The sequence below is a fragment of the Vibrio paucivorans genome (genome assembly GCF_054053395.1).
In genome coordinates this window covers 2,311,582-2,335,465 of record NZ_CM133230.1, presented here as the reverse complement: position 1 = coordinate 2,335,465, position 23,884 = coordinate 2,311,582, and the positions used below count along the sequence as shown (strand labels likewise).

Annotated in this window: 18 protein-coding genes; 13 read left to right on the top strand and 5 right to left on the bottom strand. The window is 44.4% G+C overall.

The genetic code is table 11. The features are described 5' to 3' along the window. Positions 1 to 58 precede the first annotated feature (58 nt). The 5 genes from accD (at position 59) to purF (ending at position 4,943) form a co-directional block, all read left to right on the top strand. Entirely contained in the window at positions 59 to 985 is a 927-nt protein-coding gene (gene accD / locus ACXABW_RS10590; protein ID WP_252027689.1) for an acetyl-CoA carboxylase, carboxyltransferase subunit beta, read from the top strand. A 42-nt stretch (positions 986 to 1,027) separates the two neighbouring features. Beyond that, the gene (folC, locus tag ACXABW_RS10585) at positions 1,028 to 2,293 is read left to right on the top strand and encodes a bifunctional tetrahydrofolate synthase/dihydrofolate synthase (RefSeq protein WP_457522632.1); all 1,266 of its coding nucleotides are present in this window, start codon (positions 1,028 to 1,030) and stop codon (positions 2,291 to 2,293) included. Then, a complete protein-coding gene (locus ACXABW_RS10580) occupies positions 2,294 to 2,842 on the top strand; it encodes an SPOR domain-containing protein (RefSeq protein ID WP_457522631.1) in 549 nt (182 codons plus the stop codon). 62 nt (positions 2,843 to 2,904) lie between these two features. Beyond that, a complete protein-coding gene (locus ACXABW_RS10575; RefSeq protein ID WP_252027686.1) occupies positions 2,905 to 3,396 on the top strand; it encodes a CvpA family protein in 492 nt (163 codons plus the stop codon). A 32-nt stretch (positions 3,397 to 3,428) separates the two neighbouring features. Continuing rightward, positions 3,429 to 4,943, top strand: coding sequence for an amidophosphoribosyltransferase (purF, locus tag ACXABW_RS10570; protein WP_265686769.1), 1,515 nt, complete (start codon positions 3,429 to 3,431; stop codon positions 4,941 to 4,943). 94 nt (positions 4,944 to 5,037) lie between these two features. Here the strand turns inward: purF and znuB are convergent, their stop codons facing one another. Both znuB and znuC read right to left on the bottom strand, forming a co-directional pair. After that, entirely contained in the window at positions 5,038 to 5,823 is a 786-nt protein-coding gene (znuB, locus tag ACXABW_RS10565; RefSeq protein ID WP_457522629.1) for a zinc ABC transporter permease subunit ZnuB, read from the bottom strand. Beyond that, positions 5,816 to 6,601 (bottom strand): zinc ABC transporter ATP-binding protein ZnuC, encoded by a 786-nt coding sequence (znuC, locus tag ACXABW_RS10560; protein WP_265686767.1) that lies wholly within the window; start codon positions 6,599 to 6,601, stop codon positions 5,816 to 5,818. The genes znuB and znuC overlap by 8 nt, the downstream gene beginning before the upstream one ends. A gap of 82 nt (positions 6,602 to 6,683) precedes the next feature. Here znuC and znuA point away from each other — a divergent pair, with 82 nt between their 5' ends. The 5 genes from znuA (at position 6,684) to ACXABW_RS10535 (ending at position 14,691) form a co-directional block, all read left to right on the top strand. Then, positions 6,684 to 7,565 carry a zinc ABC transporter substrate-binding protein ZnuA gene (znuA, locus tag ACXABW_RS10555; protein WP_457522627.1) on the top strand — a complete coding sequence of 294 codons (882 nt, stop codon included), beginning with the start codon at positions 6,684 to 6,686 and terminating at the stop codon, positions 7,563 to 7,565. A gap of 214 nt (positions 7,566 to 7,779) precedes the next feature. After that, a complete protein-coding gene (locus tag ACXABW_RS10550; RefSeq protein ID WP_457522625.1) occupies positions 7,780 to 11,124 on the top strand; it encodes a helix-turn-helix domain-containing protein in 3,345 nt (1,114 codons plus the stop codon). Between the two features lie 839 nt (positions 11,125 to 11,963). Then, positions 11,964 to 12,194, top strand: a complete 231-nt coding sequence (locus tag ACXABW_RS10545) for a FeoA family protein (RefSeq protein ID WP_457522623.1) — start codon at positions 11,964 to 11,966, stop codon at positions 12,192 to 12,194. Further along, complete coding sequence (gene feoB / locus ACXABW_RS10540) at positions 12,191 to 14,464, top strand: Fe(2+) transporter permease subunit FeoB (RefSeq protein WP_457522622.1); 2,274 nt, start codon at positions 12,191 to 12,193, stop codon at positions 14,462 to 14,464. The genes ACXABW_RS10545 and feoB overlap by 4 nt, the downstream gene beginning before the upstream one ends. After that, positions 14,461 to 14,691 carry a FeoC-like transcriptional regulator gene (locus ACXABW_RS10535; protein WP_265686762.1) on the top strand — a complete coding sequence of 77 codons (231 nt, stop codon included), beginning with the start codon at positions 14,461 to 14,463 and terminating at the stop codon, positions 14,689 to 14,691. The genes feoB and ACXABW_RS10535 overlap by 4 nt, the downstream gene beginning before the upstream one ends. Positions 14,692 to 14,760: 69 nt before the next feature. Here the strand turns inward: ACXABW_RS10535 and ACXABW_RS10530 are convergent, their stop codons facing one another. Together ACXABW_RS10530 and argS are read right to left on the bottom strand one after the other, a co-directional pair. Then, a complete protein-coding gene (locus ACXABW_RS10530) occupies positions 14,761 to 15,189 on the bottom strand; it encodes an HIT family protein (RefSeq protein ID WP_457522621.1) in 429 nt (142 codons plus the stop codon). A gap of 99 nt (positions 15,190 to 15,288) precedes the next feature. Next, on the bottom strand, positions 15,289 to 17,022 hold the full coding sequence (argS, locus tag ACXABW_RS10525; RefSeq protein ID WP_252027676.1) for an arginine--tRNA ligase: 1,734 nt from the start codon (positions 17,020 to 17,022) through the stop codon (positions 15,289 to 15,291). Between the two features lie 224 nt (positions 17,023 to 17,246). Between argS and ACXABW_RS10520 the strand changes: the two genes are divergently transcribed. Continuing rightward, positions 17,247 to 17,843 (top strand): VOC family protein, encoded by a 597-nt coding sequence (locus ACXABW_RS10520; RefSeq protein ID WP_265686759.1) that lies wholly within the window; start codon positions 17,247 to 17,249, stop codon positions 17,841 to 17,843. A gap of 129 nt (positions 17,844 to 17,972) precedes the next feature. Here ACXABW_RS10520 and ACXABW_RS10515 read toward each other — a convergent pair whose 3' ends face one another. After that, positions 17,973 to 20,750 (bottom strand): insulinase family protein, encoded by a 2,778-nt coding sequence (locus ACXABW_RS10515; protein WP_457522620.1) that lies wholly within the window; start codon positions 20,748 to 20,750, stop codon positions 17,973 to 17,975. Positions 20,751 to 21,110: 360 nt separating this feature from the next. Between ACXABW_RS10515 and sixA the strand changes: the two genes are divergently transcribed. Then, positions 21,111 to 21,575 carry a phosphohistidine phosphatase SixA gene (gene sixA, locus ACXABW_RS10510; protein WP_252027673.1) on the top strand — a complete coding sequence of 155 codons (465 nt, stop codon included), beginning with the start codon at positions 21,111 to 21,113 and terminating at the stop codon, positions 21,573 to 21,575. A 202-nt stretch (positions 21,576 to 21,777) separates the two neighbouring features. Next, on the top strand, positions 21,778 to 23,871 hold the full coding sequence (gene flhA / locus ACXABW_RS10505) for a flagellar biosynthesis protein FlhA (protein ID WP_265686756.1): 2,094 nt from the start codon (positions 21,778 to 21,780) through the stop codon (positions 23,869 to 23,871). Positions 23,872 to 23,884: the final 13 nt, after the last annotated feature.

Below are 23,884 nucleotides of genomic sequence, written 5' to 3'. Positions count from 1 at the left end.
TAAATTCCGAATTTGTATCTCTCGCAATAAAGCGGGGGAGTAGAGAGAAAGGTCTTCCATGAGTTGGCTTGAAAAGATTTTAGAAAAAAGCAACATCGTAAGTTCACGCAAAGCATCAATCCCTGAAGGTGTTTGGACAAAATGTACCTCTTGTGAGCAGGTGCTATACCACGCGGAACTAGAAAGAAATTTAGAAGTGTGCCCTAAGTGTGATCATCACATGCGCATGAAAGCTCGTCGTCGTCTTGAAACTTTCCTTGACGAAAATAACCGTGAAGAAATCGCAAACGACCTTGAGCCTCAAGATAAGCTAAAGTTCAAAGATTCCAAGAAATACAAAGACCGTATTTCAGCTGCTCAGAAGAGCAGTGGCGAGAAAGACGCATTGATCGTAATGAAAGGTGAACTTCTAGGCATGCCTCTAGTGGCTTGTGCATTTGAGTTTTCTTTCATGGGCGGTTCAATGGGTTCTGTTGTAGGTGCTCGTTTCGTACGTGCAGTCGAAGCTGCAATCGAAAATAACTGTGGCCTTGTGTGTTTCAGCGCAAGTGGCGGTGCTCGTATGCAAGAAGCATTAATGTCTCTAATGCAAATGGCGAAAACCAGTGCTGCTCTTGAGCGTCTGTCTAACAAAGGCTTGCCGTTTATCTCAGTGATGACAGATCCGACAATGGGCGGTGTTTCCGCGAGTTTAGCAATGCTAGGTGACGTAAATATTGGTGAACCTAAAGCGCTGATTGGCTTTGCTGGTCGTCGTGTTATTGAGCAAACGGTACGTGAAGATCTGCCAGAAGGTTTCCAGCGTAGTGAATTCTTACTAGAACACGGTGCTATCGATATGATTGTTGATCGTCGTGAGATGCGCCAACGTGTGGGTAGCCTTATTGCCAAGATGACTCGTAAAGAATCGCCAATGGTAGTTTCTGTGAACGATTCACCAAATGAACCTGCATATCAAGTACCAGAAGCAGGCGAAAAAGGGTAAAGTAGACACTAACAACAGACCTTAATTATCGGTTAAAGTTAGATGAGTCAAAACCCTATTCCTCAAGCCACATCTCCTCTTACGATGTGGCTTGATTATTTAACAAACATCCATACTTCGGCAATCGACCTTGGCCTTGAGCGTGTAGACGCGGTCGCTAAGAAAGCCAACCTCACCAAACCCGCTCCAAAAGTCATCACTGTAGCTGGCACCAATGGTAAAGGTTCAACCTGCGCCCTGATGGAAGCTATTCTACTTGATGCTGGATACTCAGTGGGCGTTTATAGCTCTCCGCACCTAATTCGTTACAACGAACGTGTTCGTATCAATGGATATGAGCTCAGTGATGATAAGCATACCCAAGCCTTTGACTATATTGAAAAGCAACGTGGCGATATCAGCCTGAGCTTTTTTGAGTACGCGACACTGGCTGCACTTCGTTTATTTCAAACTGAACAAGTTGAGATAGTTCTGCTCGAAGTTGGGCTAGGCGGGCGGTTAGACGCAACTAACGTCGTTGACCATGACGTGTCGGTCATCACTAGTTTAGCGGTCGACCACGTTGATTGGTTAGGTGACGACATAAACGTGATTGGGTTTGAGAAAGCGGGTATCTATCGCCCAGGTAAGCCCGCTATTTGTGGTCAGCCTAAGCCTCCAGCAACCGTTGCTGCGCATGCTGATGACATTGGCTCTGAGTTTCATCAAGTAGGCATTCAATACGAGTACAGCCTTACTGGAGAAGACTCTTGGAAGTGGTCTAGTGGCGCCTTTAGCCTAGATGATTTACCTGTGCCTAGTTTGCCTTTGCAAAATGCCGCAACCGCCCTAATGGCGCTGGGGTGTGCTGAGCTTGACTTAAGTGATGTCAATATAGTGAATGGCCTAAGGCAAGCCGCATTGCCTGGAAGAATGCAGATACTAGCGGATGCGCCAACGATTCTTTTGGACGTTGCACATAACCCTCATTCGGCGCAGTATCTAGTCGAGCAAGTGAATAAACAATTTTCGGGGCGTAAAGTACATGTCGTCGTTGCGATGCTTCATGATAAAGATATCGAAGCTACGCTTAATGTACTCGCAACTATCAGCGGAGATTGGTATCCAGCCTCTCTCACTGGCCCTAGAGCTGCAACAGCTTCTGAACTTTGCCAGTACATCGATAGTCCTGTTACCTCATACGAATCGCCAGTTGCTGCATTTGAAGCCGCGCTGACATCAGCAAATAGAGAAGATGTGATACTGGTTGTTGGTTCATTTCATACTGTTGGTGAAGTCTTAGAACACTGGCAGAAAAAAGGAGAATAAATGGCAAGTAAGTTCCAAAGCCGATTAGTCGGCACCATTATTTTGGTTGCCATTGGTGTTATCGTCCTTCCTGATCTACTTGATGGAAAGAAGCTTCATTACAAAGAAGAGATCGCGAGTATTCCAATTAAACCCGAACTTGATGGTGAAGTAGAAACGTTTGAAATGCTCGATCCCATTGAAGATCAAGTAGCCTTACCTGAGTCACCCGTTTCTGTGACTGAAGAAGTCTTAGCAGCTCAAGTCGAAACAGCGAATAAAGAGCCTTTACCGGTAGAAGTAAAAACTGTTGCGGAGAAGAATGAATATCAAGACAGTGCTTGGATCATTCAGTTGATGGCATTGAAAAATGCTGACAATGCAGCAAACCTTGTTAAAGATTTACAGAAGCGTGGTTATCAAGCTCATACTAAGCAAGAAAACTCATTTACTCGAGTCATTGTTGGTCCAGATGTATCAAAAAGTAAACTTGAGCGTCAGATAATTGAATTGGAAAAAATAACCGGTTCAAAAGGTCGTTTGCTTAAATTTAAACCACTAAATCCATAAGAAAACGTTTGCGTCGCTATTTTTTCTGTTAAAATGCGCGCCAACTTAAGATGTAAGAACTCATGAATTGGTTAGATTTTGTCATTTTAGGTGTGATCGGGCTATCAGCTTTGATCAGTTTAGTTCGAGGTTTCGCTAAAGAAGCTTTGTCATTAGTTATTTGGTTTGGCGCGTTTTTTATCGCCAGTCAGTATTACGCGAAACTCGCAGTGTACTTCACCAATATCGAAGATGACATGTTCCGCAACGGAACGGCTATTGCGGCACTATTTGTTTCTACCCTTATTGTAGGGGCATTGGTGAATTACGTGATTGGCCAGCTGGTGGAAAAAACGGGGCTGTCTGGAACGGATCGCATCTTAGGCATCGTATTCGGTGCATTAAGAGGTGTTTTGATTGTTTCCGCCGCTCTGTTTTTTATGGATGTCTTTACGACAGCTAATAACTCTGAATGGTTTAAAACTTCAGTGTTAGTGCCTGAATTTAAGCGAATCATCGAACCGTTCTTTGAACATATACAAGCAACATCAAGTTTCTTATCTGGCGCGCTTTAGCGCCAGTCATTGTCGCAATCGAGGGTTAAGACATGTGTGGTATTGTTGGAATCGTGGGTACAACGCCTGTAAACCAGTCAATTTATGACGCGTTAACGGTATTACAGCATCGTGGCCAAGATGCCGCTGGTATTTGTACCATAGAAAGCAATCGTTTTCGTCTGCGTAAGGCGAACGGTTTAGTGAAAGATGTTTTTGAAGCAAAACACATGCAGCGCCTACAGGGCAACGTTGGTATCGGCCATGTTCGCTACCCAACAGCAGGTAGTTCAAGTGCTTCAGAAGCTCAACCATTCTATGTTAACTCTCCTTTTGGTATTACACTCGCTCACAACGGTAACTTAACCAATGCGCACAAAGTGCGTGACAAAATTTGCGAGAAAGACCGTCGTCATATCAATACTACTTCTGACTCAGAAGTACTGCTGAACGTATTGGCTCATGAAATTGACATGGTGAAAGGAAATGTTACTTCTGAAGATGTCTTTCGTGCAGTGACAAATGTTCATCGTACTATTCGTGGCGCGTACGCTGTGGTTGCGATGATCATCGGACATGGCTTGATTGCATTTCGTGACCCAAATGGTATTCGACCACTTTGCTTGGGTAAACGAGAAGTAGAAGGGCGCGTAGAGTACATGGTAGCGTCTGAATCTGTTGCATTGGATGCGGTAGGTTTTGACTTTGTACGTGACGTAGCGCCAGGTGAAGCTATCTATGCGACATTTGACGGTGAACTACACACACAGCAGTGTGCTGACAACCCGACGCTTAACCCTTGTATCTTCGAATTTGTCTACTTTGCTCGACCTGACTCGTTTATCGATAAAATTTCGGTGTACAGTGCTCGAGTAGAAATGGGTAAAAAACTAGGTCAGCGTATTAAAGAAGAGTATGCGCACCTCGATATTGATGTGGTTATCCCAATTCCAGAAACGTCGTGCGATATTGCACTTCAAATCGCACAAGCGATCGATAAGCCATACCGCCAAGGTTTTGTTAAGAACCGCTATGTTGGCCGTACTTTTATTATGCCGGGTCAGCAGCAACGCAAGAAATCAGTGCGTCGCAAGCTCAACGCAATTCGCTCTGAATTTAAAGGCAAGAATGTCCTGCTAGTTGATGATTCAATTGTGCGCGGTACAACATCTGAGCAAATCATTGAAATGGCTCGTGACTCAGGTGCGAAACAAGTCTTTATGGTATCAGCCGCACCTGAAATTCGTTTCCCGAACGTATACGGTATTGATATGCCGACCGCCAACGAACTTATTGCTCATGGTCGTGATAATGATGCAATCTGTAAGCAAATCGGCGCTGATGAGTTAATCTTCCAAAGCTTGGAAGACCTTGTGGATGCAGTAGGCTTAGGTAATCGTGATATTGCTCAGTTTGAAACGTCTGTATTTAGCGGTGAATACGTTACGGGTGATATTAATCAAGAGTATTTAGATTACCTTGAGTCACTAAGAAGTGACGATGCAAAGATTCAAGCCGAGATTTTGCAAGAGCTCGCAAACATCGACCTTCATAACGAAGGGGCTTAATGCATAAAAAAAGGGCTTCCAAATGGAAGCCTTTCTTTTTATGTGTAAACTAACGTTGTAAAAAACGACACTTTGCTACTGGCGAATCATTTTCTTAATGACGGATCTTAGCTGCTTGGCTAAGGACAAATAAGAACGTCGCGCTAATAACGACAGATGGCCCAGCAGGTGTATCGAAATGCCAAGATAATGAAAGGCCACATAAGACACTCACTACGCCAAGCATTGAGGCTATGAGCGCCATCTGTTCTGGTGTTCGAGCAAATCTACGAGCTGTCGCAGCAGGAATGATCAATAGCGATGTCATGATCAACGCGCCCACAAACTTCATGCCAACTGCTATCACCAAGCCAACCATCAGCATTAAGACGAGACGCATCAAGTCAACATTGTGTCCTTCAACTGACGCTAAATCTTCATTAACCGTAGTAGATAGCAGCGGTCGCCAAAAAATAAATAGTGTCGCGGCAACAGCGACGACGCCAGCATAGATAACCATTAAATCCGAAGGTGAGACAGCGAGTAGATCACCAAACAGGTAGCTCATTAGATCGACGCGAACATTATCCAAGAAGCTCACTGCGACTAAGCCTAACGACAATGCGCTATGCGCGAGAATACCAAGCAATGTATCGGTAGCCACGAGCTTCTGCTTTTGCAATGTCACCAACACAACGGCTAAAGACATACTACATATCAGCAGTGCGAAGTAGATATTAATATCGAATAGAAAGCCGAGCGCTAAGCCCATAAGCGATGCATGTGCCAGAGTGTCGCCGAAATAGGCCATTCGTCGCCATACGACAAAAGAGCCCAATGGGCCGGCGATAAGCGCAATGCCTAGGCCTGCAAGTATTGAAGGCAATAAAAACTCAATCATGGGTGTGACCGTGTTGGTGGTTAGCACAGCCGGCTGCGTCACCTTTTACTGGCTGACCTGCCAAATCGTGGTGGTGATGGCTGTGCTCATGGTGGTAAAAAGCCAAACTTTCGCGCTCAGCGCTGCCGAATAGGGCAATGTATTTTGGGTGTTTCGCAATACTTGCCGGCGCACCTGAACAGCACACATGGTGGTGCAAACAAATGACGTCGTCAGTTTTTGCCATGACCAAATGCAAATCGTGTGAGACCATAAATACAGCACACCCAAATCGATGGCGAATATTGTCAATTAATTCGTAGAGGTCAATTTGTCCTTGAACGTCAACTCCTTGAGCAGGTTCATCCAATACAAGTAAGTCTGGTCTTTGTAGCAATGCTCTAGCAAGTAAAACACGTTGGTTTTCACCTCCTGACAATTGATGCATGTTGTTGCGAATCAAATGCTCAGCACCGACGAGTTTGAGTGCATCGAGTAGCTCTTGATCGCTGAAACGACCAGCAAGTTTAAGAAACCGTTTTACATCAAGTGGAAGTGAGTCATTGAGCTTTAGCTTTTGTGGTACATAGCCAATCCGTAATTTAGCGGGCTTAGATATGTGACCAGAATGAACATTTTGTAATCCGAGTAAAACTTTGACAAGGGTCGACTTGCCTGCTCCGTTAGGCCCAATAAGGGTCGTGATTTTCCCTTTTTCTAGACTAAGACTGACATTATCAAGGACGTTTTTTTGCCCAAAGCGCACTTGGATATTATGCAGCTCGACTAAAGAAGACATGAATGGAACTCATTTGCAAATAACTAATGTTATAATGTAACATTAGTTCCCAATTAAAGCCACAGCCTCAACTCATAAGCTCATGAAGAAATTACTACCACTACTATTGTTACCGCTAGCCATTGCTCCAACTGTTACGTGGGCAAAAACTGTCTTGACCAGTATTAAACCAATACAAATGATTACCTACGAATTAACCGAAGGAGTAGCTGAGCCAGAGGTACTCCTTAGTAATAACACTTCTCCACACGACTATGCGCTAAAACCTTCGGATGTGAAGCGTGTCCGACAAGCGGATTTGGTGATTTGGTATGGCCATGACCTTGAGCCGTTTCTTGAGAAGGTATTGGAATCCCAGCCGAAAGTTCTAACTTTGAGTGATATCCCAAACCTTAAGCTAAGAGAATATGCGGGTGGGGCACATGCTCATGAAGGCCACGACCATGGTAGCCACGACCCTCATTTCTGGTTAGGTAACGAGACCACGGTACAAGTCGCGCAAGCTATTGCTGCAAAACTTGCGAACATTGATCCAGAAAATAAGGCTACCTACGAAGCGAACCTCGCGGCCTTCTTAGCTGAAATGGCCAAAGTGAAGAAAGACATCGACACCCAATTATTCCCAATAAAAGAGCAAGGGTACTACGTTTTCCATGATGCTTACGGTTACTTTGAGTCTGACTATGGCTTGAACCATCTTGGTTACTTCACGGTCTCTCCTGAGCGAAAACCGGGTGCTAAAACGCTAATTTCCATCCGAACAGCTTTAAAAAATGATGAAGTAAAATGTGTGTTTTCTGAGCCACAGTTTACTCCGGCAGTTATCGAATCTGTTACACGTGGAAGTTCTGTTGATGTGGGTGTTTTAGACCCGATCGGTTCAGAAATCCCAGTACAGTCTGGTAGCTACTTTACGTTCTTAACCTCGATGGCGTCAGATTTCTCCGATTGCCTGAGTAAGTAATCAAGAAAATTCTTTGACCTGAGGGAGATTTTGTAGAACCGGTGCTCTATAACACTTTCATTATCAAGCGATTGATATAGAATTGGGATAATTAGCGCCGCAAAATAATGTACGATAACGATACTTAGTATTTGTACTTCTCCTCAGAATGGGAAGGCAAGTGATGTCGGTTGGCGCGATGGCTTGATATGCATTGTTGCTAAAAGGACTTGGTTTGCTTTTCCGAACGATTCTCTTGCTGTGCTCGCTTCTGTTTTCAGTCGCGAGCATTGCTGAAGATACGTCTTCTACAGTCTTATACCCGTTACCCACCCAAGCGGAAGGGAAGGTTTTTGCGTCTAAAAACCTCTATTTAGGCGATCAAGGAGGGATCTGGATTCATGATGTCCATGGCCGTTTAGTGTTTTTTGACGGGCAAAATATCCTACCAAGAACCGGTTCTGTGCTCGACAACACTAACGAGCAACTGGCTTTTCTCAATAACGCGTTTTGGTCATTTGTCGACAACGAAATTTATCGTACTTATCCAAACCAAGAGCGCGAGCTCATTTTTAGCTTAACCCCAGGCAGCAGCATCCAAAAAATAGGAAGTTCTGGCCGGTATATTTGGGTTACAGATGACAAATATTTTTATACCTATCAAGTTGATACGAGAGACTTTAAGTCGTACTCCTTGATGGAGCTTTATCAATACAATCAGTCGAGCCATGTGACTATCAATGATGCACAGAGAGTGTTGTCTAAATGGGTATTGGCGACCAACTCAGGCGTTTATTTGTCTGATAACTCGACGTTTAGCCATATTGGGCTTTCCAACAAACATTTCGTAGAGAAACTGTACTTCTCCAAAGCCAGAAGAGAAATATTGGTTGGAACACTGAAAGGGATGATCATTATTGATCTCGCACAGCCAGACAAGCCGATTGAACTTATTGGTAAAGGTCACGTTCTTTCGTTTACAGAAACAGAATCCGAATATTGGGTAGGCACCGAAAGAGGCTTGTTCGTATATTCGTTTCTGAGCGGCGAACTGACTGAACTGCAAAGCAATAATGTGAATGACTTTTCGCTCAAAGGGAGAAAGGTCTATTCGCTAATCAATGATGGAGTGGGGGGGGTATGGATTGCTACTGACCGAGGCATTCGATATTACTCACTGTATAGTAAGAAGTTTCAGCGTATTCCCAATCATCTTCTTACTTCCGTTGCGAGCAATGAATCCATCACCAAAATTCTAAAAAATGAGCAGCAAGAAGGGTATTGGTTAGTTAGTAACCGAGCTCTCTATCAAGTTACTTTAGGTCAACGTCCAACTAAAAAGGTTGTTTATAGACGACAGGTCCATGATTTAGTCATGAGAGACGGAATATTGTGGCTTGCGACGGATATTGGCATTGTCTGCCTAGACGCGTTGACAGGTAAAGTCATTGGTGGACACCTACCTAAAGCAATAAGGACCCAACCGGTAGAGCAAATAGAAATCAGTGCTGATGGGGTACTATGGGGAACCAAGGGTGAGCAGCTTTGGTCGTTTGACCCTAAAACCAATGCCTTTAAAGATTATGGTGAAGCGTGGCTGATTGATAAGTATCTTCCTGCCAAGGTGACGAAACTGCGTTCAAGCGAAGAGCATGGATTGCTAATCGGCACCGACCATGGCGTTTATCAGCTGAAAGATCGCGAAGTTAGGTTTGTACGCGAAAGCCACAACTTTGGCCAAGTTATCGATATTCTTTCTAGCCGCAGTGGTGTTTGGGTCGCAGGTGCTTATGGTGTTTATCGCTTTGAAAACAATCGGGATGCGATACAAGCGATTGAGCTTAACGAGCAGAACTTGAGCCCACGCTGTTTACTTCATGATGACAGCGGCATTTGGCTTACCTCTTCCACTGGGCTTTCCCATTACAACGAATCCGGTCATCTAAGAAAACACTTTGGCGAGCCGTTTGGTCTTCTGAACAACGAATTTGTTGCCGGCCTGTGTGACCGCTCTTTCGATGGGGCGAACGAACTGATTTTGGGGGTAAGGAAGGGGTTAATTAAAGTAAATGCTGACGAATTGTTAGTGGATCCTCTTCCTGAGCAGCAGACTTTATTTAGCCAAATAAGCGTCAACCATCAGGTACTTTCCACGGGTAATAAGCCTGCTGAGAATATCGTATTGAGTTACGGGGATTCGATCAGTTTTTTGTTGGGAATACTGCCCGAGAGCAATACTCAAAAACTACTGTACCAAGTGGAAGGTGATGACCGTTGGACTGAGCTAGAAGGCCGCCAATTAACGTTAGACCACCTATTGCCCGGGGACTACACCATTAGAGTCAAGCGTGCCTCTTTGTTGAACTTAGATTTTGAAACAATAGAACAAAGTTTTACCGTAAAGGAACCTTGGTATTTAACAAATCTCGCTGTATCTGTCATGGTGATGGTTGTGCTGCTGTTCATTGCAATCGTTATTATTTGGCGATCAAGGATTATTGTTGCCACGAACAAAATGTTAAAGGCGCAGGTCGCGTTGAAAACTAACCAGCTTAGGCATCAAAGTCGCATTTTGCTGACCAATAACCAGCAGCTTCGCAAGCAGCTTGAAATCAGACAGCTCATTTATGATCAGTTTGTTGGTTCGATTCAGTCTAAAATCACTTCTTTGCTCCAATCTGCCGCAATGAAGCATGGAATGGTAGAGAGCTCTGCGCTTACCCAAGTCTCTAGCGAGCTTAACATTCTTCGTGATGTTAAAAGTGATGGCACGGGAACCAAGCAAATTCATAATCTACCGGTACTAATTCAAACCATTATTGATGGGTGGAGGAATGAGTTTGCTAAAGCAGATATTGAACTTGAATTTTTCTCAGAGCAGGATGATATACATATCGAATTGATGAATTTCAATTTGGATGTAGTGCTTAATACCTTGTTTGATAGTGCTTTGAAACGCTGTTTCAAGTCTCAGATTGTTAGACTTGAACTGACAAGTAAAGATGGCCGAGCCGTTCTAAAGCTGATTGATGGTGGAAAACCTTTTGGTGAGTCTCCTAGTGTAAATGAAGATGAAGTTAGTTCTGTCAATTTAGCTGAGCTAGTACAGCTAAATGATGGCAGTTTCAATACTTATATTTCACAAGAGCGCAATCTGATCGAACTCAGTTGGAAGCGTACCGAGTTAGAAACTGGCAATCAGCATGAGCCTACTACAGCGCCTTTAGAGGCTCAGCAAAGTACAATTGGACCAGAACAAGAGTGGCTACAGAAAGTCGAAGGGTTAGTCTCTAATCATTATTCTGATCCTGACTTTGGAACGGCGAGTGCTGCTAAGCTTCTATTTATGTCGGAACGCAGTCTTCAGCGTAGATTTAAGTCGGCAACCGAAAAAACGTTCAAAGAGTACCTTAATGAAGTTCGCTTAGAGCGCGCATGCCAAAAGCTTCTCAATGGTGGAAAAGTCTCTGATGTTGCTTTTGATTGTGGCTTTAATGATCCATCCTATTTCAGCCAGCGTTTTAAGCATCATTTTGGCGTGCCGCCTACTCAGTTCATCGAAACATACGAGGCAGATTGAACCCTACTTTATGCTAGCGCTTTGTCCTAAAGCGCTTCTCTTATTTACTTGCTTTCCAAAAGGGCACGATTATCGCGCTCTTTTTATCTTGGGCTTGTTCATATCCGAATACCCTAATGATGTCTGTGCCGCTTTAGGTACATTGTTTGCGGATGCGACAACGACTCACAGCTTTACACATAATAGCTCGCTAGAACCTGCTAAACATTCGATGTGCTAGCAACCACTCGTTGTATGGCAAACCTGGCTATTTGTATTTGGCAAGTACAGATTTAAATGGAAACAAGGCAACGTTTCGATAAACGCAGAGAGTAAAGTTCAATTTGGTTGTACAGGGTGTGATTGAGAGATTACTTAGATGGGTGGGGAATAAGAAAAAAAATATCGTGGTATAGCCGGGGGGACTATACCACGGGTGCCAATGACACCTTCGCTTGCTGCCGGAGTGATATAGCATTGCTATATCACCTCTGGAATTCTGTTTTGAGGGGATGCCCCTCTCGACGTGATTAACTATAAAATATTGGACTTATTTTACTTATAAAATTAACGACAAATTCCCATAAGAAAAGCGACAGTTTTGATAAATCATTCATAACCTGTTGTTTTGGAATGATAATCACAATATTTGATTGAGTTTAAGTATGTGTCTGTGCGGAGGTAATTGTCGGGTCTATTGGTTTAATTGACGTTTTTAACGAGCTTTATTTTTACGAAAGCAACGTGTTCATTTATGCAAACTTTGATTTCACACAAATTTAGAAGGGGTATTTATCGATACAATCACAATTGTTAATAAAAATATTTCTCATTACCACTTTTGATTTGAGCAGGGACTTATGAAGTTATCAGAGTTGAACCCAGGAGATGTCGCCGTCGTGCGTTCATTCGACAACTTAGCAAGCGATGTTAGAAAGAAACTCATGGTTATGGGGGTTCTACCTAATACTTCTGTAACCTTTATTCGACGAGCTCCAATGGGGGACCCGATGCAATTTGAAGTACGTGGGGTATCGCTGGCTTTACGCGAAGCTATTGCAGCAGCAGTGAACGTGGAGAAGTTAGCATGAACTACACAGTACTGACGGTAGGAAATCCGAACAGCGGGAAAACGACCTTATTCAACGGTCTCACCGGCGCTAAGCAGCAAGTAGGTAACTGGGCAGGTGTAACGGTTGAAAAGAAAACAGGTGCATTTAGTCATGCTGGCGATCACTTCTCATTAACAGACCTGCCTGGTATCTATGCCTTAGACAGTGGCAACGATGCGAACAGTATTGATGAGTCCATTGCTTCTAGAGCGGTTTTAACTCACCCGGCAGATCTTATCGTCAATGTTGTAGATGCTACGTGCCTTGAGCGCTCTCTATATATGACTTTGCAGCTGCGCGAGCTTGGCCGCCCAATGGTTGTGGTGGTCAACAAGATGGATGCGCTGAAACGTGACCGACAAGTATTGGATATCAAAGCACTACAGAAACTGCTCGGTTGCCCAGTATTTGCCATTTCGGCAAACAAAAAAGCAGAAGTTAACGCTTTCAAAGATCAATTGCATAAGACTATTGTGCAAGGGGTGACGCTTGATGAACTCTCTCTCGACTATGGTGAAGATTTTGAACGAGCGCTTGAAGTAATTACCCCTTTATTTGCAGGACAAGAATCGTCTGAGCGTGCGTTAGCAATTCGAGCGTTGGAAAATGATCGACTAGTCATCAATGCACTCAAATCAGCTGAAAGAGAATTAGTGTCAACGCAAATTAATAAACTGGGAATAGATGTCGATCTATTAGTAGCTGATACCAAGTACACGCTGCTACACGAACAGTGTAAAGCAGTTCGTCGTATGGAAGGCAAGCTGACTCACAAGTTGTCTGAGAAAATAGACAATGTCATTTTAAACAAGTGGGTTGGTGTTCCTTTCTTTTTTGTTGTCATGTACTTGATGTTTATGTTCGCCATAAACGTCGGTGGCGCGTTTATTGACTTCTTTGACATCAGTTTTGGTGCGGTATTTGTGGATGGCGGGCACTACCTTTTAGATGACCATTTGCCGATTTGGCTATCAACATTAATTGCAGACGGTATTGGTGGTGGTATTCAAACGGTCGCGACCTTTATCCCTGTGATCGCTTGCTTATATCTATTCCTAGCAGTGCTAGAAAGTTCAGGCTATATGTCTCGTGCGGCATTCGTTCTGGATAAAGTAATGCAAAAAATTGGTTTGCCAGGTAAGGCGTTTGTTCCTTTGGTACTCGGCTTTGGATGTAACGTGCCTTCTATCATGGCAACGCGTACATTGGATCAAGAAAGAGAGCGTAAACTCGCTGCCTCGATGGCGCCGTTTATGTCATGTGGTGCTCGCCTTCCAGTATACGCCCTGTTTGCTGCCGCGTTCTTTCCTGAAAGTGGGCAAAATGTTGTTTTCGCATTGTATGTACTTGGAATCCTAGCTGCGGTTTTCACTGGCCTCATCTTGAAAAGCACGCTTTACCCTGGCTCTAGTGAACACCTGATCATGGAGATGCCTGATTATGAGTTACCTACACTGCAAAACGTGATGATCAAGACTTGGCAGAAACTTAAACGATTTGTACTTGGTGCCGGTAAAACGATTGTTGTGGTCGTAGCAATTTTGAGCTTCTTCAACTCAATCGGGACAGATGGCTCATTTGGCAATGAAGACAGTGAAAACTCAGTATTGTCTAAAGCTGCTCAAGTTGTGACTCCTGTGTTTGAACCGATTGGTGTAAATGGAGATAACTGGCCAGCGACAGTAGGTATTATTTCAGGTATTTTTGCTAAAGAAGCAGTTGTAGGTACGCTAAACAGCCTATATGCACCAAGTGAAAGCGAAGAAGCTGAATTTGACTTAATGGCGAGCTTAGAAGAAGCCGTAATGACGATTCCGGATAATCTAGCGGGTTTAAGCTACTCAGATCCCCTAGGAATAGAAGTTGGTGATTTAACAGATAAGTCTGCTTTCGCTGAAGAGTCTGAAGTGGATGAGTCAATTTTTGGTAACTTAAAAGGGTATTTTGCCTCAGGTAATGCAGCATTTGCTTATCTTATCTTTATCTTGCTATACACTCCTTGTGTAGCCGCAATGGGGGCATATGTTCGTGAGTTTGGACAAATGTATGCGCGCTTTATTGCCGCTTGGACCATGGGCTTAGCGTATGGTTCTGCAACGCTTTACAACCAAGTGACCCACTTCACTGAACATCCTATCTATAGTTCGGTATGCATTGTGACAGTGATTGGTACGGGCTTTGTGGTTCTTCGCATGTTAAAAGTCGCGGGTAAGAAAAATGCGCCCGACTTAGAGGTACAAACGGCATGATCTTAAATGAGCTAAAGAGCTACATTGAACACTCTGGATTTGTTTCGAGAAAAGAGCTAGCGAAGAAATTTGCGCTTAGTGAAGATGGCGTGGATGCAATGCTGTCGGTATGGATTCGTAAAGGTGTTATCTCGAAAATGGTTGATACCAATAAATCCGATCATATTACGAGAATAAGGTATTGTGTGAATCACGCAGATGCGATTTCGCTTACGGTCAGAATGTAGCCATCTAGGCTCTTAGCTTAAAAAGCCGCTGTTTTAACAGCGGCTTTTTTCGTCTTAATCTTTTGTTGGTTAGAGCTTTCGGAATTGAGAGCTCAGGGAAAGTACGTTCTGAATGCGCGTTAGCACTTCGTGTTGTTCTTCTTCAGAGCGGAATATTCCGTTAGTATTTCCCCAAACCGGCCCTGGCCACGCGACGTCATCTGTAAAGCGCGCTATGTGGTGAATGTGCAGCTGAGGCACCATGTTACCAAGAGCACCTAGGTTTAGCTTATCAGGGCGGAAGGTGGCTTCCAATGCTTGGCTAACGGCTTGAGATTCAACCAAAAACTGCTGCTGCTCTTTCATTGGCAGGTGATGAAGCTCTTTTAGGTTAGTACGTTTAGGTACCAAAATAACCCAAGGGACCGCGTTATCCTTATGCAGTAAAGCAAGGGATAGCGGAAACTCACCAATCACACTGGTATCTTTTGCTAATTGCGGATGCAGTTCAAAACTCATAGTGCTAATCCATTTCTTTTATTGTGCAGGGTATATATCCCTATAAAACAAAAGGTTGACGTTCTCACGCCAACCTTTCTTTATCGCTCCAGACTCACTTTACATACGCTCTAGCGTATCAATACCAAGTAGAGAAAGGCCTTGTTTAATCGTCTTCGCGGTTAATGCTGCCAGTTTCAAGCGGCTTTGCTTAACGCTTTCGTCCTCAGCGACTAGGATTGGACAAGCTTCGTAGAAGCTAGAGAACTGACCTGCTAGTTCGAATAGGTAGCTACACATGATGTGTGGTTGACCTTCACGAGCAACAGACTGAACTGCTTCTTCGAACTGCATCAGTTTAGCGATAAGTGCTTTCTCTTTTTCATCCGTGATCTTAATTTCGCCTTGCAGTTCGTCCATAGACACGCCTGCTTTAGCGAAGATAGAAGATACACGAGTGAATGCATACTGCATGTAAGGCGCGGTGTTGCCTTCAAAAGCTAGCATATTATCCCAATCGAACACGTAGTCAGTAGTGCGGTGCTTAGATAGATCCGCGTACTTAACCGCTGCCATTGCTACTGTGTTTGCAATCTTAGCTTTCTCTTCCGCATCAAGTGATGAATTCTTAGATTCGATCAACTTAGCTGCACGCTCTTCTGCTTCATCTAGAAGATCCGCTAGGCGAACCGTACCACCTGCACGAGTCTTAAATGGTTTGCCATCTTTACCTAGCATCATGCCGAACGCATGGTGTTCAAGCGAGACTGACTCTGGGATGTACTCAGCTTTGCGAACGATTGTCCAAGCTTGCATTAGGTGTTGATGTTGACGAGAGTCGATGAAGTACAATACGCGGTCTGCGCCAAATTGCTCGTAGCGGTACTTCGCACATGCAATATCAGTGGTTGTGTATAGGAAGCCACCATCACGTTTTTGGATGATAACGCCCATAGGGTCGCCATCTTTATTTTTGTATTCATCTAGGAAAACAACTTGTGCGCCATCATCTTCTTGTGCCAGACCTTTTTCTTTAAGATCTGCAACAATACCTGGCAACATGTCGTTGTACATGCTTTCACCCATCACATCATCACGCGTCAGTGATACGTTTAGGCGGTCGTAGTTACGCTGGTTTTGAACCATAGTGACATCGACAAGCTTCTTCCACATTTCTGCGCAGTATTCATCACCACTTTGAAGTTTTACTACGTAGCCACGTGCTTTTACTGCGAACTCTTCATCTTCGTCGTAAAGCTTCTTAGATTCGCGGTAAAACGCTTCAAGGTCTGATAGCTCCATTGAAACTTCGCCAGACTCTTGTTGTACGCGCTCAAGGTTAGCGATTAGCATGCCGAATTGAGTACCCCAGTCACCAATATGGTTAGCACGAATCACTTTATGGCCAAGGAATTCAAGGGTACGAACAACAGCATCACCGATGATAGTAGAACGTAGGTGGCCCACGTGCATTTCTTTCGCTACGTTAGGCGCAGAGTAATCCGCAACGATAGTCTTTTCAGACTCTTTCGCCACGCCTAGGCGTGAGTCTGCAAGTGCAGCATCGGCTTGCTTCGCTAAGAACTCTTCGCTAAGGAAGATGTTGATAAAACCAGGGCCAGCGATTTCAGTTTTGCTTGCAATGCCTTCTAGGTTTAGAACGTCCAATACCTTTTGTGCGAACTCGCGTGGATTTGTACCTAGCTTCTTAGCAACACCCATTACTCCATTTGCTTGGTAATCACCAAACTGTGGCTTTGCAGATTGTCGGACTGCAGCAGGACTTCCTGCTGGTGCGCCGGCGGCTTCAAGAGCCTGAGATACTTTGTCATTAATAAGTGCTTGGATATTCACACGCGTTTCCTTCAATTCTTGGGAATTGTTTATTACTAGGGAAATGTTAGCTATGCATTTTATTCACTCATAGAGCGATATGCATATCTGAATTTTGTTCATAAATTGGCGCACATAATACCAACTTTATCGACATGCTTGTAGGGAGTTAATTGGGAATTTTTCTACTTTTCACCCTAATCTTGTTAGTATTGCGGAAAAATCAATGTTTTGGATTATCAAAAATGCCTCAAGCACTTCTCAACGCTAACCTTATGCCCTCTCAGATGAAGCTTCAACTTGATAGCTTTATGCATAAAATTCAAGCTTTAACCGAACTCTTGCATATTAATCTGACCGATTTTCAAGCCGATCATATTGCTTTGAGAATTAATGATTCTGAGTTGGCGAAACTGGCGCATCAAGAGTGGCAAAAAGAGGGGGAGGTGATATCGCAAGCAACGATTAATGGCCGCCCGATCATTGTGATGGCCTTTGATAAGCCGCTCCATTGGGGAAAGTGGTCGATAGAGTGCTTAGAGCTACCTTACCCAGCGGCTGGAAAAACCTACCCAGAACAGAGCTGGGAGCATGTTGAATTTGTTATTCCGAGCCAAGCTACAACTGCTGAAGAGTTTTCAGCAGAAATTCGCGCTCAGTTTCCTAAACTTGATGCCCATTGGGATCACCTAGCGGATCAGGGAGTTAAAGTGAAACTGTCGAGCCCTAAAGGAGAGGGGGAGCGGCTGAATAACCCAACTGTTGCGTTTAAGTGGCAGGGAATATGTATCAAACTGCATCCGCATAGCTTAAAGCGCATTGTGAAATCAGAACAAGGCTAAAAGTTGACGGTCTAGTTTGATCACTTGAGTTTAGGAAAAGCATAAGGGAGCCAACGACTCCCTTTGTTATTTTTAAATTAAACGGAATGTTTTAGTTCAAGCTGCTTGTCCTAGTTCTCGTGTTTGTTTTTAACCAAGGTCAACGTCTTTTGGCCTGAGCTGGAACTCTTCAATCGAACCGATCTCTAGGCCTAGGTCTAGGGCTGCCGATTCATGATGTGCGTTACCTTGGGTATGCATGATCAAACGGTTGGCAGTCCGAGGTTTAAGTTGGTTGACGACGAAACGGATCATGTCTGTACGACTGAGTTGTTTTAGCTCTTCCAAAACGCGCTCTTTCTGGTCGAAAGTGTGGTCTTTATTACCGATTGCTACCCACAACCTTTGAGCTCGACCGCGTAACGTCGAGTCAGGTGTTGCAATCTGGTTCCACAGTCCTCGCTTACTGCTGTGCCATTGGTATTCGTTCAGCTCTAACAGCACCATATAGAAGGCATTGAGAAACTCATCGATGGAGCTGATCAAATCTGAAGGCGCGGCATTTGGAGATTGAACATAAAGCACAATACCAGGGTGGCGATTTAGCGGCATGTTGCCAGTTCCCACCATATAACCCAGTTGCTGCTTGGTACGAATTTCGTGGAAAAACGTCGCAGACATTAGGTGATTTGCCAGTGAATACAACGCGATGCTTTTGGGCTCGATGTCTTCACACTGGTAGTAGACTACTATCGCTGAATCTTCTTGATCGCAATGAACTTCACGCTGGAAGGTACCGTTCTCGCCAAGCATGACAAGCGGGCGTAGCGACTCTTCGTAACTTTGATTGCTTACTCGCAGCGCATCCTTAAGAGTCGTAGCCAACTGAAGCGCGTCTTTTTTACGCCAATCACCATAGACGAACATTTCGACGTGCAACTCAGCTAGGATCTTCTCTACAAACTCCGCGAGTTCATTCACCTCGATGCTTTCAAGTGCCGCTATTAAGTCTTGGTAAGGTGGGTTATTGGGTTGTAAAATCCCGGTCATACCATTGAACAGCTGCGATATAGGACGATCTTGCGCAGAATTATTCCAACTGCGTAACAACTGTTGCTTTATTGAGTCGAAACGCTGGCTGTTGAATTCGCGTGCAGCGAAACGCTGCAAAATCATTTTCATCAGCTCAGGTTGTTTCTGACTAAAGCCAGAAATCGTTAAAGTCACACCACCTTGATGGGCGTACATGTTGTAACCCATCCCAGCGATTTCGGCCTGATAGGTTTCCTTAATTAAAGAATCTAAGAACATTTCTACGCACAGGCGCGTCTTCACTATGTTTCGAGGGTTTGCTACAGAATGGGGGCTGTCTATGGCAACGTAAATAACGCCTTTAGGCACCCTGAATTGATGATCTTGTAGATGCCAAAGCGTAAAACCATCTAATTCTTCAATCACTTCTGGCAGCTCGCTGTTAGATTCGAGTGGCTGGGGATCGAGGTCGTAGCAAATAAATGGGTTTTTTGGAGGCAGCGCTAATGGGAAGTCATTATTTTTGCTACGATAAATGTCAATTTGTTGCTGGCTAAACGGAGCGACCGAATAGGGAGTCGAATACCACTTAGCGATTTGGTCAGAATGCTGATGTTTAGCAATGATGGTTGTACGCAGATTATCAATTGTCATGTAATCCATGAAGCGTCGAATGGTCGCTTCTTCATACTCGGTCATCATGTAGTCGCCGTATACCACGTCTTCACTGGCGTAATGTTGCATGTTAATAACAAGGTGGCTGGCAAGGTCTAGCGGTCGTGTTGGTTCCTGAAAACGGAAAGCGGACTCGAGCACAGCTTGCTTCTCATTGTATCGCCACTCATCCATTCCCTGCTGCTTAATAAGCTCTAAATAATGGAATACGGCTTGAATAATGGTGTCGGTGTGCTCAAGCCCTAGCTCTGTGAGCGAGCAGCTAACGGTAAATTCTCGGTAATTACTGCCGCTTACCCCACCGCCTGCAGACAGAGAGGTTATCCAGCCTTGATCTTTCAAGGCGAGCATCAGGCTACCTTCACCTTCATAGCCTAGTAGATTAGCTAAATAAGAGAGTGGTTTAGTTTGGTAGTAGTCGTCGACGCTTGGCATCGCGAATGCGAGGATGAGTTTTCTGATCTCTTTGACTGGCTCGACATGTACAGTGATACCCGTACTGGATGGCGCAGAATACTCTACATCGATCGACTTACCTGCTAACTGATTGTTGACCACGGAAGAGAAGTGCTCGCTAGCCCATTGCTCTAGCTCATCAAGTTGTTGCTCTCCGACTAATGTTAGTGTCATTAAATCGGCAGAATATTGCTGCTGATGAAACTGGACGATTTCACTTCGAATCGACTGCCCGTCACGGTCACCTAGTGTTTCGAGGTTGCCGACTGAAAATTTAGAAAATGGGTGAGATTGATTAATCAGTTCTTTATGAACCTGGTATAGACGTCGAGAGTCGTCATTGAGCTTAAGTTTGTATTCGGACTCTACGGCTTGACGCTCTTTATCAAGCGCTTCTTCATTGAACAGGGGCGCGGTAAAGAATTGGCTAAAACGATCTAGGGCTTTATAAAAAGCGTTTGGAGAAACATCGAAAAAGAAGCAGGTATGCTCTGTCCCGGTCCAAGCGTTGTTGCTACCACCATGTTGATTAATAAAGCTTTGAAACTCGCCCACCTTCGGGTACTTTTCTGTGCCAAGAAAAAGCATGTGTTCCAAGTAATGCGCCAATCCTTCTCTGTCACTTGGATCATCAAAATGCCCAACATTGACCGCGAGAGCAGCTGCGGACTTCTGTGCATCGGGATCGTGAACCAACAAGGTTCGTAAACCATTAGCCAACGTAATGTAGCGGTATTGATTAGTATCATTTGGGCTTACGTGCACAGCAATTCTCCGAAAAGTGCCTTTTTATGACTCAAAAGGCATAACGCGTAATTATCAGTTATTGTTCAATTATGACTATGAAACAGAGAGCTGCAAATATAGGGCAGGGTTAAATAATCATAAACGCTACGTAGGTCATAGCGTTTTAATAGATTGTTAAAAAAGTCAGCGTAATTAGCAAGGTTGTTGATATAATTATTGTTATACCCACACACCCCAAAACCGAGTCTCTTTAGCGGTTTATTATGAGGGTGACTGCGTGTATTGGATCGAACTGCTTTGCGTAGCTAAGAATCCGTTGGAATAGAAAGAGCAGCAAAAGACTGCCAGATATAAATACAAGTAGTTTAGGAACCAAGAATGAAAATATTCATTATGCGTCACGGAGAAGCGGAGCATTTTGCTTCCTCTGATGCTGAGCGCCCTCTTACTGAACGAGGTCGAGATGCATCGATCTCAGTAGCCCGTGCTTGTCGCGAGCAAGGTTTTCATGAGTTTGACAAGGTACTTGTCAGTCCCTACCTAAGAGCACAGCAAACTTGGGAAGCTATTGGGCAACACTTTACAGCAAAAAGTGTAGAAACCAGTGAAGATATCACTCCCTATGGTCAATCTGAACAAGTGTTTGACTATGTTTCCGCTTTGATTGAAGTTGAAAACTTACAATCGGTGCTGCTAGTGTCCCATCTACCACTTGTTGGATATCTCTCTGCAGAGTTTGTGACTGACATGGTACCTCCAATGTTCCCAACGTCCGGCCTCATGTGTATTGACTTCGAACCGGCAAGTCAGTCTGGTCAACAAAGTTGGCATATCCATCCTTAATAGAGCGTTAAAGAACAGCCTGTTCTCTGACAGTGCTTTAGATTTGGTTAGTCGTTGCTTAGGTTTCGGCTAATTTATCTTACTCTGGTATAAAACCTAGCCAGCCATTATTTTGACGATGTAAAGCGGACTAATTTTTGCATTCCTGATTTAAGTAATTCAATACTAATCAATATTTTCAATCGAGACCGCCAGCTGAGCTATGAAATTTTCACTTCCATTTGCGGATAAACTGCCTTCAATTCCACAGCGAGCGATGCCGGCCATTGGCGCGCCAGTCATGGTTCTCGCTACATTGGCGATGGTTGTCCTGCCAATACCTGCATTTGTTCTCGATCTGTCTTTTACCTTTAATATTGCACTAGCGATGGTGGTGCTATTGGTGACTGTGTACACCAGGCGTCCACTAGATTTTGCTGCATTTCCGACAGTACTACTTATTGCGACTCTGCTGCGTCTAGCGCTCAACGTTGCTTCAACTCGTGTAGTTTTGCTGCATGGCCACGAGGGCCCAGGGGCTGCGGGTAGCGTGATCGAGGCATTTGGTAACGTTGTTATCGGTGGTAATTACGCCGTTGGTCTAGTGGTCTTCCTTATCTTAATGATCATCAATTTCATGGTTGTAACAAAAGGTGCAGGGCGTATTTCCGAGGTAAGCGCGCGATTCACGTTGGACGCCTTACCGGGTAAACAAATGGCGATTGATGCCGACCTAAACGCGGGGTTGATTGATCAAGAGCAGGCGCGAACACGTCGATTTGAAGTGACAAAAGAAGCGGATTTCTACGGTTCGATGGACGGTGCGTCTAAGTTTGTTAAAGGTGACGCGATAGCCGGTATCTTGATCCTATTTATCAACATCATCGGTGGTCTATCGATTGGTATGGCTCAATACGGGCTAGGTTTCGGTGACGCGATTGAAATCTACACGCTATTGACTATCGGTGATGGTCTAGTGGCGCAAATACCATCGCTACTTCTTTCTATTGGTGCTGCGATTATGGTGACTCGTCAGAACACGGACGAGGACATGGGGCAACAGGTCGTATTCCAGATGTTCGACAACCCTAAAGCGCTGATGATAACGGCAGGCATTTTGGGTGTCATGGGGGTTGTTCCTGGCATGCCGCACTTTGCGTTCTTGCTGCTGGCTGCGATGGCTGGTGGTTGGGCGTACTGGATAACGCGTAAACAGAAGAAAGAAGCAGAAGAAGCCAAACTTCCAGCTAAAAAAGAAGCCGAAGCACCTACTCAAAAAGAACTGTCTTGGGATGATGTTCAACCCGTCGATGTTATTGGCCTAGAAGTGGGGTACCGATTGATTCCTTTAGTGGATCGTGACCAAGGTGGGGAACTACTTGAACGCGTTAAAGGCGTTCGTAAAAAGCTGTCACAAGATTTCGGCTTTCTCATTCCGGCGGTGCATATTCGCGACAACCTTGAGTTAACCCCAAACAGCTATCGAATCACTTTGATGGGCGTAGCGGTCGGTGAAGCTGAAATTCGTCCAGACCAAGAGCTTGCGATTAACCCTGGGCAAGTGTATGGAATGATTGAGGGCGAGCCAACTATTGACCCTGCTTTTGGCTTAGAAGCTGTTTGGATTAAAGAAGAGCAACGAGAACATGCTCAGGCATTGGGCTATACGGTAGTTGATTCGTCAACGGTACTCGCTACACACTTGAGTCAGTTACTGACCAACAACGCATCTCAGCTTATTGGACATGAAGAAGTTCAAAATCTACTTGAAATGCTATCGCGCAGCGCACCGAAGTTGGTGGAGAACTTTGTACCTGATCAACTCCAGCTTGGTGTGGTGGTTAAAGTACTGCAGAACTTGCTTAACGAAGCGATCCCGATTCGTGACATTCGTACCATTGTTCAAACTTTGTCCGAATACTCAACGAAGAGTCAAGAACCCGACATTTTGACCGCAGCAGTCCGCATTTCCTTGAAGCGCCTGATCGTTCAGGAAATCAATGGGATAGAGCCAGAATTACCTGTTATTACCTTGATTCCTGAGCTGGAACAAATATTGCATCAGACCATGCAAGCATCCGGTGGAGAATCGGCAGGCATTGAACCTGGTTTAGCGGAAAGACTGCAATCTTCTTTGAGTCAAGCAACTCAAGATCAAGAACTTAAAGGTGAGCCTGCTGTACTCCTTACTTCTGGGGTATTGCGCTCGACACTCGCGAAATTTGTTAAGAACACGATCCCATCGCTTCGGGTTCTGTCTTACCAAGAAATTCCAGATGAGAAACAAATACGAATTGTACAGGCAGTTGGAAATTGATTGTTAACCAATT